At 69.1% G+C, this 15267-nt stretch carries 10 protein-coding genes; 5 read left to right on the forward strand and 5 right to left on the reverse strand.

What is annotated here, in order from left to right:
* Positions 1-49 precede the first annotated feature (49 nt).
* A complete protein-coding gene (locus AOZ06_RS09520; protein WP_054289103.1) occupies positions 50-3547 on the reverse strand; it encodes an AAA family ATPase in 3498 nt (1165 codons plus the stop codon).
* A 58-nt stretch (positions 3548-3605) separates the two neighbouring features.
* Between AOZ06_RS09520 and lpdA the strand changes: the two genes are divergently transcribed.
* Positions 3606-4991, forward strand: a complete 1386-nt coding sequence (gene lpdA / locus AOZ06_RS09525) for a dihydrolipoyl dehydrogenase (RefSeq protein ID WP_054289104.1) — start codon at positions 3606-3608, stop codon at positions 4989-4991.
* Positions 4992-5095: 104 nt separating this feature from the next.
* Here lpdA and AOZ06_RS09530 read toward each other — a convergent pair whose 3' ends face one another.
* Positions 5096-5752: a response regulator transcription factor gene (locus AOZ06_RS09530; RefSeq protein ID WP_236952157.1), complete on the reverse strand. Its 657-nt coding sequence runs from the start codon at positions 5750-5752 to the stop codon at positions 5096-5098.
* 172 nt (positions 5753-5924) lie between these two features.
* On the opposite strand from AOZ06_RS09530, the gene AOZ06_RS09535 reads away from it, so the two are divergent.
* The 3 genes from AOZ06_RS09535 (at position 5925) to AOZ06_RS09545 (ending at position 11340) form a co-directional block, all read left to right on the forward strand.
* Positions 5925-9014, forward strand: a complete 3090-nt coding sequence (locus AOZ06_RS09535; protein ID WP_054289105.1) for an amidohydrolase family protein — start codon at positions 5925-5927, stop codon at positions 9012-9014.
* 110 nt (positions 9015-9124) lie between these two features.
* Entirely contained in the window at positions 9125-10156 is a 1032-nt protein-coding gene (gene tdh / locus AOZ06_RS09540; RefSeq protein ID WP_054289106.1) for an L-threonine 3-dehydrogenase, read from the forward strand.
* Positions 10156-11340, forward strand: coding sequence for a glycine C-acetyltransferase (locus AOZ06_RS09545; RefSeq protein ID WP_054289107.1), 1185 nt, complete (start codon positions 10156-10158; stop codon positions 11338-11340). The genes tdh and AOZ06_RS09545 overlap by 1 nt, the downstream gene beginning before the upstream one ends.
* 24 nt (positions 11341-11364) lie before the next feature.
* Here the strand turns inward: AOZ06_RS09545 and AOZ06_RS09550 are convergent, their stop codons facing one another.
* Positions 11365-12258, reverse strand: coding sequence for a LysR family transcriptional regulator (locus AOZ06_RS09550; RefSeq protein ID WP_083472593.1), 894 nt, complete (start codon positions 12256-12258; stop codon positions 11365-11367).
* 71 nt (positions 12259-12329) lie between these two features.
* Positions 12330-13178, reverse strand: a complete 849-nt coding sequence (locus tag AOZ06_RS09555) for a helix-turn-helix transcriptional regulator (protein WP_054289108.1) — start codon at positions 13176-13178, stop codon at positions 12330-12332.
* Between the two features lie 102 nt (positions 13179-13280).
* Here AOZ06_RS09555 and AOZ06_RS09560 point away from each other — a divergent pair, with 102 nt between their 5' ends.
* Positions 13281-14708: an MFS transporter gene (locus AOZ06_RS09560; protein ID WP_054296529.1), complete on the forward strand. Its 1428-nt coding sequence runs from the start codon at positions 13281-13283 to the stop codon at positions 14706-14708.
* On the opposite strand, the gene AOZ06_RS09565 is transcribed toward AOZ06_RS09560, so the two are convergent.
* Positions 14705-15262, reverse strand: a complete 558-nt coding sequence (locus AOZ06_RS09565) for a histidine phosphatase family protein (protein WP_054289109.1) — start codon at positions 15260-15262, stop codon at positions 14705-14707. The two genes, AOZ06_RS09560 and AOZ06_RS09565, sit on opposite strands and share 4 nt — an antisense overlap.
* Between the last annotated feature and the right edge of the window lie 5 nt (positions 15263-15267).

A 15267-nucleotide genomic window follows, 5' to 3' on the forward strand; every position in this document is an offset into this window, starting at 1 on the left:
CGTACGCGTTGGCCGGATGGCGCGTCACGGCCGTCGCGTACGACAAACGTCAGAGGTATTGGCCAATTGGCGCATCGCGCCCGCTGTCCTGTGATGCGGGCAGGTCCTCGGCCAGCAGCAGCCGGATCTCCGGCGACGACTCGTCGTCGCTGGTGATCCGGTGGCCCTGCAGGGCCACCGCCCGGTCGAACATGTTCCGCACGAACCGGCCGTTGCCGAACGACTCGCCCCGCGAGGTGTGCCTGAGCAACGCGCGGAACGCCGGGACCACGTCCGGGTGCAGCTCGTAGCCCGCTTTCGACGTCATCGCCGTGAAGATCGCGACCAGCTCGTCGTCGCTGTAGTCGGGGAACCGCAGCTTGGACGGGAACCGGGACGCCAAGCCCGGGTTCTTGTCCATGAACTTGGCCATCTTGCCGTCGTAGCCCGCGACGATGACGACGAGATCCTCGCGGTGCTCCTCCATGAGCTTGATCAGCTCGGCGATCGCCTCCGAGCCGTAGTCGTCGTACCACGCGTCAGTCAGCGAATAGGCCTCGTCGATGAACAGCACGCCGCCGAGCGCCTTGGCCACCGCCGCACGCACTTTCGGCGCCGTCTGGCCGAGGTACTCGCCGATCAGGTCGCCACGGGACACCTCGACCAGGTGCCCGGACGACAGCAGCCCGAGCTTGGCGTAGACCGCCGCCAGCAGCCGGGCCATGGTCGTCTTCGCGGTGCCGGGGCTGCCGGTGAAGACGAGGTGGCGCGTGGGAGAGGCCAGTGGGATCCCGGCCTCGCGGCGCATCCGGTCGGCCTTCGCCTCGGACACCAGCAACCGCACCTCGTGCTTGACGGAATCGAGACCGATCAGCTTGTCGATCTCCGCCAGCGGGTCGTTGGGCAGCTCCACCCACGACGTGGTCGCCAGCGTGCCGGGCACGTCGTCGGCCAGGATCTCGTGCAGCGACTCGTCCTCGCCGACCACGCCGTCGGCCAGCACCCGCCGGGCCTGCCGGGCGATGGCGCGTTCCAGCAGCCCGATCGCCAGCCGGGCGTTGCCGGTCGGCGTGGACGTCACCAGGCTGCGGACCTTCTGCAGCACCCCGTCGCGCAAGGTGAACCCGGCGGCCGCGGCCCGCGCCTGGAACAGCGCCACGAAGCTGTCCTCGGTCAACGCCGGGAACCTCAGGACGGACGGGAAATACGCGGCCAGGTCCGGTTCGGACTTCAGCAGGCCGTTGACGCCCGCGTCCGGGCCGGTGAGCACGACCACGAGATCCTTCGCGTGGCTCTGCACAGCGGCCACCAACGCGTTGACGGTCTCACGGTTGCGCCAATCGTCCTCGCTCGGTTGCAACTCGTGCGCGGACTCCACGCACAGCACACCGCCGACGGCCCGGTCGACCAGGCGCCGGACCCGCGGCCCGATCTCCCAGCCTTCGCCGTGCACGAGGTCCGCCCGGTCGACCACCACGATGTGCCCGGACGAGAGGACACCGGTCGCGGCGAACATGCGGCCGAGAATTCGCGCCACCATGGTCTTGCCTGTGCCGGGCGGACCGGTGAAGACCATGTGGCGTGCCCGGGCGTCCACCACCATCCCGGCCTCACGGCGCATCCGGTGGGCCTTCTCCTCGGCCACCAGCAGCGCCAGTTCGCGTTTGATCTTCTCCAAGCCGATGCACGAGTCCAGCTCGGCCTGCGGGTCGGACCCGGCGAGGTCACCGGGAACGAGCTGGCGCGGCAGATCGGCCTCGGTCACGCCGACCGACCGCGCCGGCCCGACCTTGGCGCGTTTGCGCGCCGCGAGCACCGACTGCTCAGCCAGGTGCTCGACCAGCCGGGCGCCGCGCAGGTTCAGCAGCGGGGGAGTGCGGGTGAGCAGGACACCGGCGGTGAGGCTGACCGCCCGGCTGATCGTCGCGCCCCGGCGGGCCACCGCCCTTTTAAGCAGTTCTGCATAGTGCTTGTCGGTGAACTCGGTCGTCCTCGCCACTGTGAAGAGTTGGTACAAAGCCGGGTTCGTGTCGAACAACCTGGTGTCGCCACCGGGCCCGCACACAACGATGACGGCGAGGTCCGGGTGCCGTTTGAGGCTGCGGCGCAATTCCTCGGCCACCGCCGTCCCGCACCGCTCGAAGCCCACGATCCGGTCGAGCCCGTCGATGACCAGCAGCGCCCGCTCGGCGAGGCACTCGCGGACGTCCCTGGTCAGCTGCTGCAACGCGCCGCTGGCGTCGAGCGTGGTGTAGATCGGGTCGGAAACCCAGCGCGACGACGTCACGACACGGTTGTCCACGAGGTTCTGGATCAACGTGCTCACGGCCGTCCGGCGCCCGGACGCGTCGGGCCCGGTGACCATCAGCCGGACCTGGCGTTCGTCACCCGGCCGTTCCACCATCAGATCGCGCACGGCCGCCGTCAGCTCAGGCTGCCCGACCAGCGAAAACTCCGCCCGCACCGGCGCGGGCCCCTCCTGGCGCTGCTGGGTGACCACCGGGAACCGCTTCTCCAGCGGGTTGACCAACGGCCGCCGCGTGAACATCTCGCGGACGGTCCGCTGGAAGCTGGTCACCGGCAGCTGCGAACCGGTGGAGTTCGGCCCCTCGGGCAGGCCCCGGAAACACGCCTCCAAACGCGTCGCCATGTCCAGCCACGCCCGGCACGCGTCCGCCTCGCCCTCGATCAGCCCGCGGGCGAGCCACGCGCGGACCTCGTTCCCCCAGCTCTCGGCGAACGGCTGGCCGACGTACTTCTTGACGTTCTCGTACAGCGACGCGTCGGTGAACACCGCGAACTCGGCCGGGCTCTCCCAGACGCCCACCTGCTGCAGCAGGCTCGCGATCCCGGCGGCGGCCTCCCAGCCGGAGATCGCCGCGCGCAGCCGCTCGTGCGCCGCGACGAACCCGGTGACCACCCACTCCAGGTGGTTCACCGCGCCGGCCAGCTCAGGCAGGTCGGCCAGGATCTCGTCGGTGGCCGAGCGGGCCCAGAAGTTGACCAGGTTGGTGTACGGGACGCGGCCCTCCACCTCGGGTTTGGGCAGCTCGTACAGCTTGACGGCGGCTTGGCGGCGCCGCTCGAACGGCTCGATCCCGGCGAAGACGTCCAGGCACTCCCGCGCGAGCTGGTACGCCAGCTCGCGCTTGCCGGGGTCGTCACCGGCCGCGGCGATCAGCCAGTCACCGGGCGGGCGGAACTTGTTGGTGCGCGCGGTGAACCACGTCGGCTCGCGGTTGACGGGGATCTGCTCGGCACGGAACGCGCTTAGTAGCTCAGCTTCAAGATCGGCGCGGTTGCCTCCGCGCACCGCCGCGACACCGGACAGATACGGGACCACGCACCACAGTTCGGCACCGACGACAGTGGCGGGCCCACCGTAGAAATCGGTCAGGGAGTACGGCAGTTCAGCCACCCGCGGATCGCTGTTGAGCACACGCGCCCGCTCGGCGATCTCCTCGAGCAGCCCGTCCGGCACACGCCACGGGCCATACGAGTACAAGTCCACGACAGGCTCGTCGGTCAGCAGTATGCCCAGGTGGTCAGGCAGTCGCGGCCGCCCCATCGTGAGCCCCCTCTCGTCGGTTCGGTCACCCTAATCGGCCCGGCATAGGCTGAAGACCATGACCACACATTTCGATGTCGTCGTCCTGGGGGCTGGCGTCGGTGGCTACGTCGCCGCGATCCGGTCGGCGCAGCTGGGCCTGAAGACGGCCGTCGTCGAGGAGCGCTACTGGGGCGGCGTGTGCCTCAACGTCGGCTGCATCCCGTCCAAGGCGCTGCTGCGCAACGCCGAACTCGCGCACATCTTCACCAAGGAAGCGAAGGCGTACGGCATCCAGGTCGACGGCACGGTCAGCCTGGACTACGGCGAGGCGTTCCGCCGCAGCCGCAAGGTGGCCGACGGGCGCGTCAAGGGCGTGCACTTCCTGATGAAGAAGAACGGCATCACCGAGATCAACGGGTACGGCACGTTCGTCGACGCCAACACCATCGAGGTCGGCGGCGAGCGGATCACGTTCGACCACTGCGTCATCGCCGCTGGCGCCAAGCCGCGGCTGCTGCCGGGAACGTCCAAGAGCGACCGGGTGGTCACCTACGAGGAGCAGATCCTCGCCGAGGACATCCCGGACAGCATCATCATCGCCGGCGCGGGCGCGATCGGCGTCGAGTTCGCGTACGTGCTGCACAACTACGGCGTGAAGGTCACCATCGTCGAGTTCCTCGACCGGATGGTCCCGCTCGAGGACGAGGAAGTGTCCGCCGAGCTGTTCAAGCGGTACCGCAAACTGGGCATCAACGTGCTCACCTCCACCCGTGTGGAGTCCATTGAGGAAACCGGCAGCGGTGTCCGGGTGACGGTGTCCAAGGACGGCCAGCAGCAGGTCCTGGAGGCCGACAAGGTCCTGCAGGCCATCGGGTTCGCGCCGAAGGTCGACGGCTACGGCCTGGAGAACACCGGCGTGCAGCTGACCGAGCGCGGCGCGATCGAGATCGACGCGCGCGGGCGCACCAACGTGCCGCACATCTTCGCGATCGGTGACGTGACCGCGAAGCTCATGCTCGCGCACGCCTCGGAGTCGATGGGCGTCGTGGCGGCCGAGACGATCGCGGGCGCGGAGACCATGGAGCTGGACTTCGTGATGATCCCGCGCGCGACGTACTGCCAGCCGCAGATCGCCAGCTTCGGCTGGACCGAGGCGCAGGCCCGCGAGCGCGGTTTCGACGTGAAGGTGGCGAAGTTCCCCTTCACCGCCAACGGCAAGGCGCACGGCCTCGGCGACTCGGCTGGCTTCGTGAAGATCCTGTCCGACGCGAAGTACGGCGAGATCATCGGAGCGCACCTGATCGGCCCGGACGTCACCGAGTTGCTGCCCGAGCTGACCCTGGCGCAGCAGTGGGACCTGACGGTGCACGAGGTGTCGAGGAACGTGCACGCCCACCCGACGCTGGGCGAAGCGGTCAAGGAAGCCATCCACGGCCTGGCCGGCCACATGATCAACTTCTGACTGCCGGTGCCGGTGCGGACAGCCGGTCCGCACCGGTCGTGGTTGCTTGACCTCTGTGGACAGACAGGCCGGCGAACAGATCCGCCATACCCGAGAGCGCCGAGTCACGGCGCGATGGAGCCCGCCTTGTAGCCGAGCCGGTACACCGAGCGGACGACGCCCTGCCCCAGCTTCTTGCGCAGGTAGTAGACGTACGTATCCACGGTGGATTCGCTGGCCTCGGTGCCGAACACGCGGGTCCGCAACTCCGCTTTCGGGTAGATCACCGTCGGCCTGGCCACCAGGGTGCGCAGCAGATCGAATTCACGCACCGACAGCGACACGCGTTTGCCGCGCGGGAGCACCACTTCGTACCGCCGCACATCGAGCTGGGCGCGGCCGAAGGGAATCGACTCCGCGTTGTCGATGTGCCTGCGCGTGAGACCGCGGACCTTCGCCAGCAGCCGCGCCGGCAGGAACGGTTTCGGCAGGTAGTCGTCCGCGCCCGCGGTCATCGCGTCCGCCTGGTCGGCGTCCGAGCCGATCGGCGAGAGCACCAGCGCCCGCGTGGTCAGTGCTCTGCGGCGCAACGCGGCGAGCGCTTCCAGGTTCGCGTCGGTGCGGTCGACGATCATCACGTCGTAGCGCGCGTCGAGCGCCACGGCCATCGTCGGATCGACGTCGTGGGAGTATCCCGCTCCGGCCAGCAGTTCACCGAGCCGCTCGACGAGCACGTCGTCGTCGGCCACGATCAGCAGCCGCGCCGCGGCCTTCCGGGTCACCTGCCCATCCTGCCCGCGCCGGTCGGAAAGCGCTCACCGTCCACTGTGTATCCCTGCCCTCCCTGTGGGCCTTCGAGCTTAGCGGTGCGGTCACGGCGTGTGCCCGCCGTGCGGCGAAGAGCGATGGACGGCGAAGTTCCGGCACGGCATAGTTGCCTGCTGGGAGGTAAATATGTCACCAGAGGGACTGTCACGGCGGGAACTTCTTTACCGAAGCGGGCAGATAGCTGCTGGTCTGACCATCGCGGGTGCCACGACGGCAGCCGCGCAGGAGCCCGACGGCGCTGGGGGCGCCGGGGGTCACGTGGTCTTACGCGAAGGCACGAACATGTCCGCGGCGCTGTCGCCGGACGGCGAACGGATCGCGGTCGACCTCGTGACCGGGATCTGGGTGCTGCCGTCGACCGGCGGCAAGGCCACCCGGCTGACCGACGACCTGCAGGACGCGACCCTGCCGACGTGGTCGCCGGACGGCAGGCGCATCGCGTTCCAGTCGTACCGTGACGGCAACTTCCACCTGTACGTGATCGACGCCGCGGGCGGTGCGCCCCGCAAACTGACCAGCGGCCCCCACGACCACCGCGAACCGGCCTTCTCGCCGGACGGCAAACGCCTGGCGTTCAGCAGCGACCGGGACGGCAGCTACGGCGTGTGGCTGCTTGAGCTGGCCTCCGGAGCGGTCACCGCGGTGACCACCACCCCGGACGAGGAGTCCACGCCGAAGTGGTCACCCGATGGCCTGCGCCTGGTGTTCACGGTCAACGACACCGCGATCGACGTGGTCACGATTGCCACCGGTGAGCGCAAACGGTTGATCACAGCGACCGGTATCGACAAGCTCTACGGCCCGGCGTTCGGGCCGGACGGGCAAACACCCAGCTACATGCTGCTGCGCGGGCCGGACGCCCACCTGATGCTGGGCGATGAGCAGGTCACGCGGGACGAGGACGTCTTCGGGTTCGCGGCGACCTGGACCGGCCAGGACGTGCTGTACGTGGCCGACGGCCACATCCGCCGCAGGTCCGGGACGACGAGAACGGACATCCCGCTGGAGGCGCGCGTTTCGGTCGCCCGGCGCGACTACCGGCATCGCGTGCGTGACCTGGAGTCGACGGGGCCCCGGCCGGTGCGCGGAGTCGCGAGCCCGGTCGTGTCACCGGACGGCTCGCAGATCGCCTACCGCGCGTTGAACGCGATCCACGTCGTGTCGAGCGCCGGGGGAGCGCCCAAGCGCGTCATCGATGACCACTTCTTCAACTCCGACCCGGATTTCTCCCCGGACGGCAGGAGCCTGCTGTACGCCAGCGACCGGCTCGGCACCGCGGACCTGTGGCTGCGTGACCTGGCCAGCGGCAAGGACACGGTGCTGACCTCGTTGCCGGGCGCGCAGACGATGCCGAGGTTCTCGCCGGACGGCCGCAAGGTCGCCTACGTGGACCAGGACGGCGCGGTGTGGACGCTCGAAGTGGCCACCGGCAAGGTCCAGCAGGTCACTCCCGCGTTGTTCATGCCGGGACGGCCGAGCTGGTCGCCGGACGGCAACGTGATCGCGCTGGCCGCGGTCAAGCCGTTCTCGAAGCGGTTCCGCGAGGGCACCAGCCAGATCCTCACGGTCGACCTGCGCAGCGGCGAACTGCGCTATGCCGAGCCGATGCCGTTCCGCTCGCTGGCGACCCGGGGCGACGACGGTCCACTGTGGTCGCCTGATGGCAGGCACTTCGCGTTCGTCGTGGAGAGCGTCGCGTGGGTCGCGCCGGTCGACGCGGCGGGCAAACTGCTCGGCGCGCCTAGGCAGGTCACCCGTGAGGTGACCGATTCCCTTGCCTGGCAGGGCTCCGACACGCTCGTCCACCTGTCCAACGGCCAGTTGAAGGCGACGAGGATCGACGGCGGGCGCACGCGCGTGATCCGGCTCGCGGCGACCTGGCGGCGACCTGCCCCACCCGACCGCTCGATCATCCACGCGGGCGCGGTGTGGGACGGCGAGGCCGAACGGTTGCGCCACGACGTCGACATCGTCGTCGAGGGCGGTCGGATCGCCGAGATCAGGCCACACCGCGGCGACGCGCAGACCGTCGACGCCCGCGGGCTCGTCGCGATGCCCGGCCTGGTCGACGCGCACGTGCACTGGAACCTGCGTGGCCGCGCGTGGGGCGACCGGCAGGGCCGGCTGTGGCTCGCGTACGGCGTCACCACGACCAGGTCGCCGGGTGACCCGGCGTACCAGATGGTGGAGACACGCGAGGCGCTCGAATCCGGCAGCCGGGTGGGGCCGCGGTTCCTGGCCACCGGTGAGGCCGTCGACGGTTCGCGGATCTACTACAACTTCATGCGGCCCACGCTTTCGCGCCGTCAGCTCGACCTGGAGATGTCCAGGGCGGTCGCGCTCGAGTACGACATGATCAAAACCTATGTCCGGATGCCGGTCGAGTACCAGCAGATGGTGGTCCGTGCCGCGCACGCCGCGGGCATCCCGTTGTCGTCGCACTACCTGTACCCGGCGGCGAACGTGGGGATGGACGGGATGGAGCACACGGGCGCGACCAACCGTCTCGGCTATTCGCACACGGTCAGCCGCACTGGCCGGGCCTATCAGGACGCCGTCACGTTGTTCACCCGGTCGGGTATGTCGCTCACGCCGACCTTGTTCAACTCCAAGTTCATGTACGGCGAGGACAAGTCGCTGTTCACCGACGAGCGGACCAGGGTGCTGTTCCCGCAGTGGGAGTACGACCGGCTCAAGGCCGAGGTCGCCGCGATCGGCACGCCGGGCGCGCCAACCGCCAAGGCTCTCGCGGCGAACGTCGACATGGCGCTCCGGGTGCACCGGGGCGGTGGCCTGGTCATCACCGGTACGGACGCGCCGCTGGACAACGTGGCTGTCTCGTTGCACCAGAACCTGCGGGCGATGGTTAAGTTCGGCTTCACAGCGCGCGAGGCGCTGATCACCGCCACGAGCAACCCGGCGCGCTGGCTCGGCCTGGACAACCGGATCGGCGTGCTCAAGCCCGGTGCGTACGCCGACCTGGTGCTGGTCGACGGCAACCCGCTGGCCGACATCAAGGCGGCGGCCGCGGTACGGCGCACGGTCGTCGGTGGCGTGCAGCGGACGGTCGACGAACTGATGGCTCCTTTCCGCAGCCAGGTGGCCGTGAGCGCCAAGGCCGCCGCCAACGAGGTGCTGCCGGCGCTGCCGTCCGCCGAGCAGCAGCACTGGTGGCATGAACCCGAATGGGCGACACACATCTGCTGCGACCACTGAACAGATGCGCAGGTCGGTGTCCAACCGGTGCGGCTATTCAAGCTGCGCTAACAAAGGACTTCAGAAAGTCCTGATGGACTGAACTACAGGCCCGGGCCCACACTGCCCGCATGAAGGCACTCGTCAAGCTGGTCGAGGGCCCGGGCCTGGAGTTCACCGACGTCCCGGACCCCGAACCGGGCCCGAACGACGTCGTGGTGCGCGTGCTGCGCACCGGCATCTGCGGCACGGACCTGCACATCGACGCATGGGATGACTGGGCGGCCAAGACGATCCGCACACCGCTCGTGGTCGGCCACGAGTTCGCGGGCGAGGTCGTCGAGATCGGTCAGGCCGTCACCGCGACCAAGATCGGCGACCTGGTCAGCGGAGAGGGCCACCTCGTCTGCGGCACGTGCCGCAACTGCAAAGCGGGCAGGCGCCACCTGTGCGCCAACACCCGTGGCCTGGGCGTACACAGCAACGGTGCGTTCGCCGAGTACGCCGTGCTGCCCGAGCAGAACGTCTGGGTCCACCGCAATCCCATCGACCTCGACGTTGCCGCGATCTTCGACCCGTTCGGCAACGCCGTGCACACCGCGCTGTCGTTCCCGGTCATCGGCGAGGACGTGCTGATCACCGGCGCCGGGCCGATCGGGATCATGGCCGCCGCTGTCGCCCGGCACGCGGGCGCCCGCAACATCGCCATCACCGACGTCAGCGACCACCGGCTGGAACTGGCCAAGCGGGTCGGCGTGGACCTGGCGCTCAACGTGCGCCACGCCTCGATCGCCGACGCGCAGACCGTGCTCGGCATGTCGGAGGGCTTCGACGTCGGCATGGAGATGTCCGGGCAGCCGACCGCGATGCGTGACATGATCGCCAACATGTCGCACGGCGGCCGCATCGCGATGCTGGGACTGCCCGCCGCCGAGTTCCCCGTCGACTTCAGCGCGGTCGTGCTGAAGATGTTGCACATCAAGGGGATCTACGGCCGGGAGATGTTCGAGACCTGGTACTCGATGTCGGTGCTGCTGCAAGCGGGCCTCGACCTGAGCCCGGTGATCACCCACCGGTACAAGGCTTGCGAGCACGACCTGGCGTTCGCCACCGCCCGCGAGGGCAACTGCGGCAAGATCATTCTGGATTGGACGGAGAACTGATGTACGGCGCGATGCGCGAGAACCTGCGGGCCGGGCTTGACGAGATTCGTGAAGCTGGGCTTTACAAGGCGGAGCGGGTGATCGGCACCCCGCAGCGGGCGAACGTGCGGGTCGGCTCCGGCGACGAGGTGCTCAACTTCTGCGCCAACAACTACCTCGGCCTCGCCGACCACCCCGCGCTGGTCGGCGCGGCGAAGGCCGCACTGGACGAGTGGGGCTTCGGAATGGCCTCGGTCCGGTTCATCTGCGGCACGCAGCAACCGCACAAGCAGTTGGAAGCGAAGCTGTCGGAGTTCCTCGGCACGGACGACACGATCCTGTACAGCTCCTGCTTCGACGCCAACGGCGGGCTCTTCGAGACGCTGCTGACCGACCAGGACGCGGTGATCTCCGACGAGCTCAACCACGCGTCGATCATCGACGGCGTCCGGCTGTGCAAGGCCCGCCGCTTCAGGTACAAGAACCGCGACATGGACGACCTGGAGCGCCAGCTCAAGGACGCCGCCGACGCGCGGTACCGGCTGATCGCGACCGACGGCGTGTTCTCCATGGACGGCTACCTCGCGCCGCTGGACCAGATCTGCGACCTGGCCGAGCGCTACGACGCGCTGGTGATGGTCGACGACTCGCACGCGGTCGGCTTCACCGGCCCGACCGGCCGCGGCACGCCCGAGCTGTTCGGCGTGACCGACCGGGTGGACGTCGTGACCGGCACCCTCGGCAAGGCGCTCGGCGGCGCCAGCGGCGGCTACGTCTCCGGTCGTGCCGAGATCGTGGAGATGCTGCGGCAGCGTTCCCGGCCGTACCTGTTCTCGAACTCGCTGGCGCCGTCCATCACGGCCGCGTCGCTGGCGGCGCTGGAACTGCTCAGCACGTCGGGCGAGTTGCTGACCAGGCTGCGTGCGAACACCACCCTGTTCCGGACCAGGATGACCGAGGAAGGCTTCGACCTGCTGCCGGGCGAGCACCCGATCATCCCGGTGATGATCGGTGACGCGGCACTGGCCGGCAAGCTCGCGGATCTGCTGCTGGAGCAGGGGATCTACGTCATCGGTTTCTCGTACCCGGTCGTCCCGCACGGCAAGGCGCGGATCCGCACCCAGATGTCGGCCGCGCACTCGGCCGACGACGTCAACCGCGCTGTGGACGCGTTCGTCGCCGCGCGGGCCAAGCTCGACGCCTGAGACCCTCAGCCACACTGTGAAGATTCACTTCACAGTGTGGCCCTCCTCGATCAAGGCACCGAGAACCGTCTTGAACAGCGGGTGGTCGTCGCTGCCCCTGCGCACGGCGACGAACACCCGGCGAACAGGCGGCGTCTCCGCGACACGGACGCGGACAGCGCCGCGAGGGGTGACGAAGGCGTTGCGCGGCACCAGCGCGACGCCCGCGCCGGCCGCGACCAAGGCCACGATCGCGCGGAAGTCGTCTGACGTGTGCGTGATGTTCGGGCGTTCGACCACCTGCTCGACCAGGTCACGGCACGGGTTGCCGGGCAGCGGCGCGATCCAGTCCTCCTGGTCACCGAGGTCCTTGACCGCGAGGGCCTTCTTGCTCGCGAGGGGGTGGCTCTCCGGGAGGACCAGGTCGAAGGGCTCGGTGTAGAGCGGGTACAGGATCAGCCGCGGGTTCTTGGTGCTGAGGAGCTGCCTGCTCTCCTCGGTGATGGCCATGTCGATCTCGCCGTCGAGCAGCAACGGCACACTGGCGTGACCTTCGGCGTCCCGCACGACGACCGTGATGTCCGGCATGAAGAACCGCAGCTTGCGGATCGTCGGCGCCACGACCTGGGTGATGCCCGAGGCGAAACTGGCCAGTTCGACGCGCCCCCTGCTACCGCTCGCGAACGAGGCCAGCGTCGCCTGCGCCCGTTCGAGTTCGGCCGCGACCGCGTTGGCGTGTTCGACGAGGAGTTCACCGATCGGGGTCAGCGAGACGCGCCGCCCCCGTCGACGCAGGAGTTCCTGCCCGGTCTCGGATTCGAGCGCGGCCAGTTGCTGAGACACCGCGGACGGCGTCAGGTGCAGCGCCTCGCCCGCGGCGGTCACTGTTCCGTGGTCCGCCAGGGCACGCAGCACCCGCAGCCGTCGAGGGTCGATCACACGGCCATTGTCCATCCTCGGCTGGTGTCCCGGCTGACAACCGGTCCACTGCCTGTGGACAACTGCTCAGCTCACGGCGTCGGGAACTGGTCGCGCAGCTTCGCCCACGTGTCGTCGCCGGCAGGGGTGTACGTGGTCAGTCTGGTCTCGCTGCGCGGCCCGAACCACAGGTTGGTGTAGTGGAACTCCAGCCTGCCGGCCTCGGGGTGGTCGAACCGTTTGGTCAGGTTCTCGATCCAGCGCACGTCGTGGCGCACCCAGAGCGCCTCGAACTCGGGCGACTCCTCGCGCATCCTGCTGACCAGGCATTTCCACCGGTTGTCGGACATGTGCTCGACCATCGAGGCCCGGAACTGGGCGACGATCCTCGGCAGGCTGTCGGCGCGGTCGACCAGCCGTGCGCGCCACGCCGGGTACGTGAAGGCGAGGAGCAACGTGTTGCGGTCCTCGAACGGGATCTGGTCGAGGTCGAACAGCCAGGTGTAGGAACGGTTGGCGGCCAGGATGTCCATCCGCGAGTTCAGCACCGCGGCGGGCAGCGGCTCGATGTGGCGCATGATCACGTGCATCTGGGGCGACAGCGCGTCGCATTCGCTGGCGGCCACCGGTCGCGGCGAGCCGGCGAGCGTGAACATGTGGGCGCGTTCGTGCGGATCCAGCCGGAGCGTGTCCGCGACCGCCTGCAGCACCTGGTCGGAAGCCTGGATGTCCCGGCCCTGCTCGAGCCAGGTGTACCAGGTGACGCCGACGCCCGCGAGCTGCGCGACTTCCTCACGGCGCAGGCCTGGCGTACGGCGGCGGCCACCCGGAGGCAGGCCGACCTCCTCCGGCGTGATCCGTTCCCTGCGGTTGCGCAGGAACGCGGCCAGTTCGTCGCGCCGCACGTCACGAGCGGTCCCGGGTGGCAGCGTGGAGGTCATGACACCAGGATGCCCGCCGGGAGATCCTGTTACCAGGTAGTGGATATACCTGGATAACCACGCTCTGGTACCACGGTGGGGCCGGGGCGAAGAGTGATCGCCATGACGACACCCACACTCCGGAGCCCCACCTCGGCACCGGCTGGACCGGCGAGCCTCACGGCGGCAGGGCTCATCACGCTCCTGCTCGGCGCGGCGCTGCCGATCGTCGACTTCTTCATCGTCAACGTCGCGCTGCCGACCATCGACCGCACGCTGAACGCGTCCGCCACCATGCTGGAGCTCGTCGTGGCCGGCTACGGCATCGCGTACGGCGTCATGCTGGTCCTGGGCGGTCGGCTGGGGGACACGTACGGCCGTAAGCGCCTCTTCAAGATCGGACTTGTTGCTTTCACTCTCACTTCATTGGCTTGTGGTCTCGCACCGACCGCGGGCGTTCTGGTCGGCGCCCGGATCGCGCAGGGCGCCGCGGCGGCGATGATGCTCCCGCAGGTCCTGTCCACGATCCAGGCGACCACGACAGGGGACCGCCGTTCCCGGGCGCTCGGCATGTACGGCGCCAACGGGGGGATGGCCATGGTTCTCGGCCAGCTGCTCGGCGGTGTGCTCATCGCCGCCGACATCGCGGGCACCAGCTGGCGGCCGATCTTCCTGGTGAACGTCCCGATCGGACTGCTCGGCCTGGCCATGGCCCGGCGCGTCCCGGAGACCAGGTCACCCAATCCGGCCACCCTCGACCTGCCGGGCACGGCACTGCTCGGCGCCGGGCTGTTCACATTGCTCGTGCCGCTGACCGAAGGGCGCGCCGTCGGTTGGCCACTGTGGACGTGGCTGCTGCTGGCGGCCAGCCCGATCCTGTTCGCCGCGCTGGTCGTGGTGGAGCGGCGCGTCGAACGGGCCGGCCGGGTCGCGCTGCTGCCCCCGTCGGTGCTGCGGATGCCGAGCATCAAACGTGGACTGCTGCTGTGCGGGCCGTTCTTCATGGGCTTCGGCGCGTACATGTTCGTAGCGGCGGTGACCTTTCAGGACGGCCTGCGCTACGGGCCGTTCGCCGCTGGCCTCGCGGTGGCGCCCATGGCCGTGACGTTCCTGGTTGCTTCGCTGGTGTCCAGCCGTCTGGTGGCCCGGTATGGGCGAAGCGTGGTCACGGTCGGCGCAGCGATTCAAGGGACGGGCGTGTTCCTCGCGATGGTGACCGTCCTGGTGGCGTGGCCGGATGTCACTGTGCTCACCATCGCGCCCGCGATGGCGGTCACCGGATTCGGCCAGGGGCTGATGGTCACCACGTTGTTCCGGGTGACCTTGTCGAAGGTGCCCGCCGAGAGCGCGGGCGTCGGCAGCGGTTCCCTCGTGACGGTCCAGCAGGCGAGCCTGGCTCTGGGCGTGGCCACGCTCGGGTCGTTGTTCCTGTGGCTCAGTGAGCCGGACGTCCTGGGGATGCGCAACGCGTTCGCCATCGTCATGGCGGTCCAGGTGGTCATCGCGGCGGCGGTCTCCCTGTTCGGACGACGGCTGCCGGACCCGCGTTAGCCCTGGACAGCAGGGGGAAGTTCGATCACGGCGGTGTTGGGGATGGTCTCGCTGCTCGACCACGCGTCAGCGGCACCGGCCCGGCGGGTCAGCGCGAGCCGCATCACCATGCCGTGGCACACCACGAGAGCCGGGCGTGGTCCCCGCTCGATCTCAACCAGGGCGGCCATCACGCGGTCGCCCTGTTCGGCGTACGTCTCGCCGCCATCGAACCCGAAATCCTCCGCACCCGACACCCAGCCATGAAAGGCGCCGGGATCCGCCGCGGCCAGTTCGTCGTACAGCCGGTCGGTCCAAACGCCGGTGTCGGTCTCCATCAGCCGCGGGTCGAACCGGATCGGCACGCCGATGTGGGCCGACACGGCCTCCGCCGTCTGCCTCGCCCTGGTCAACGGGCTCGACCACAGCGCCACCAGACCCAGGTCGGCGACCGTGACCGCGAGTTCCTTGGCCTGGCGCTGCCCGGTCTCGTCCAGCGGGACTTCCGTTTGCCCCTGGAACCGGCGGGTCTGGTTGTACGCGGTCTGCCCGTGCCGCGCGAGATAGATCGTCACGACCC

This window comes from Kibdelosporangium phytohabitans (assembly GCF_001302585.1).
GTDB lineage: Bacteria > Actinomycetota > Actinomycetes > Mycobacteriales > Pseudonocardiaceae > Kibdelosporangium > Kibdelosporangium phytohabitans.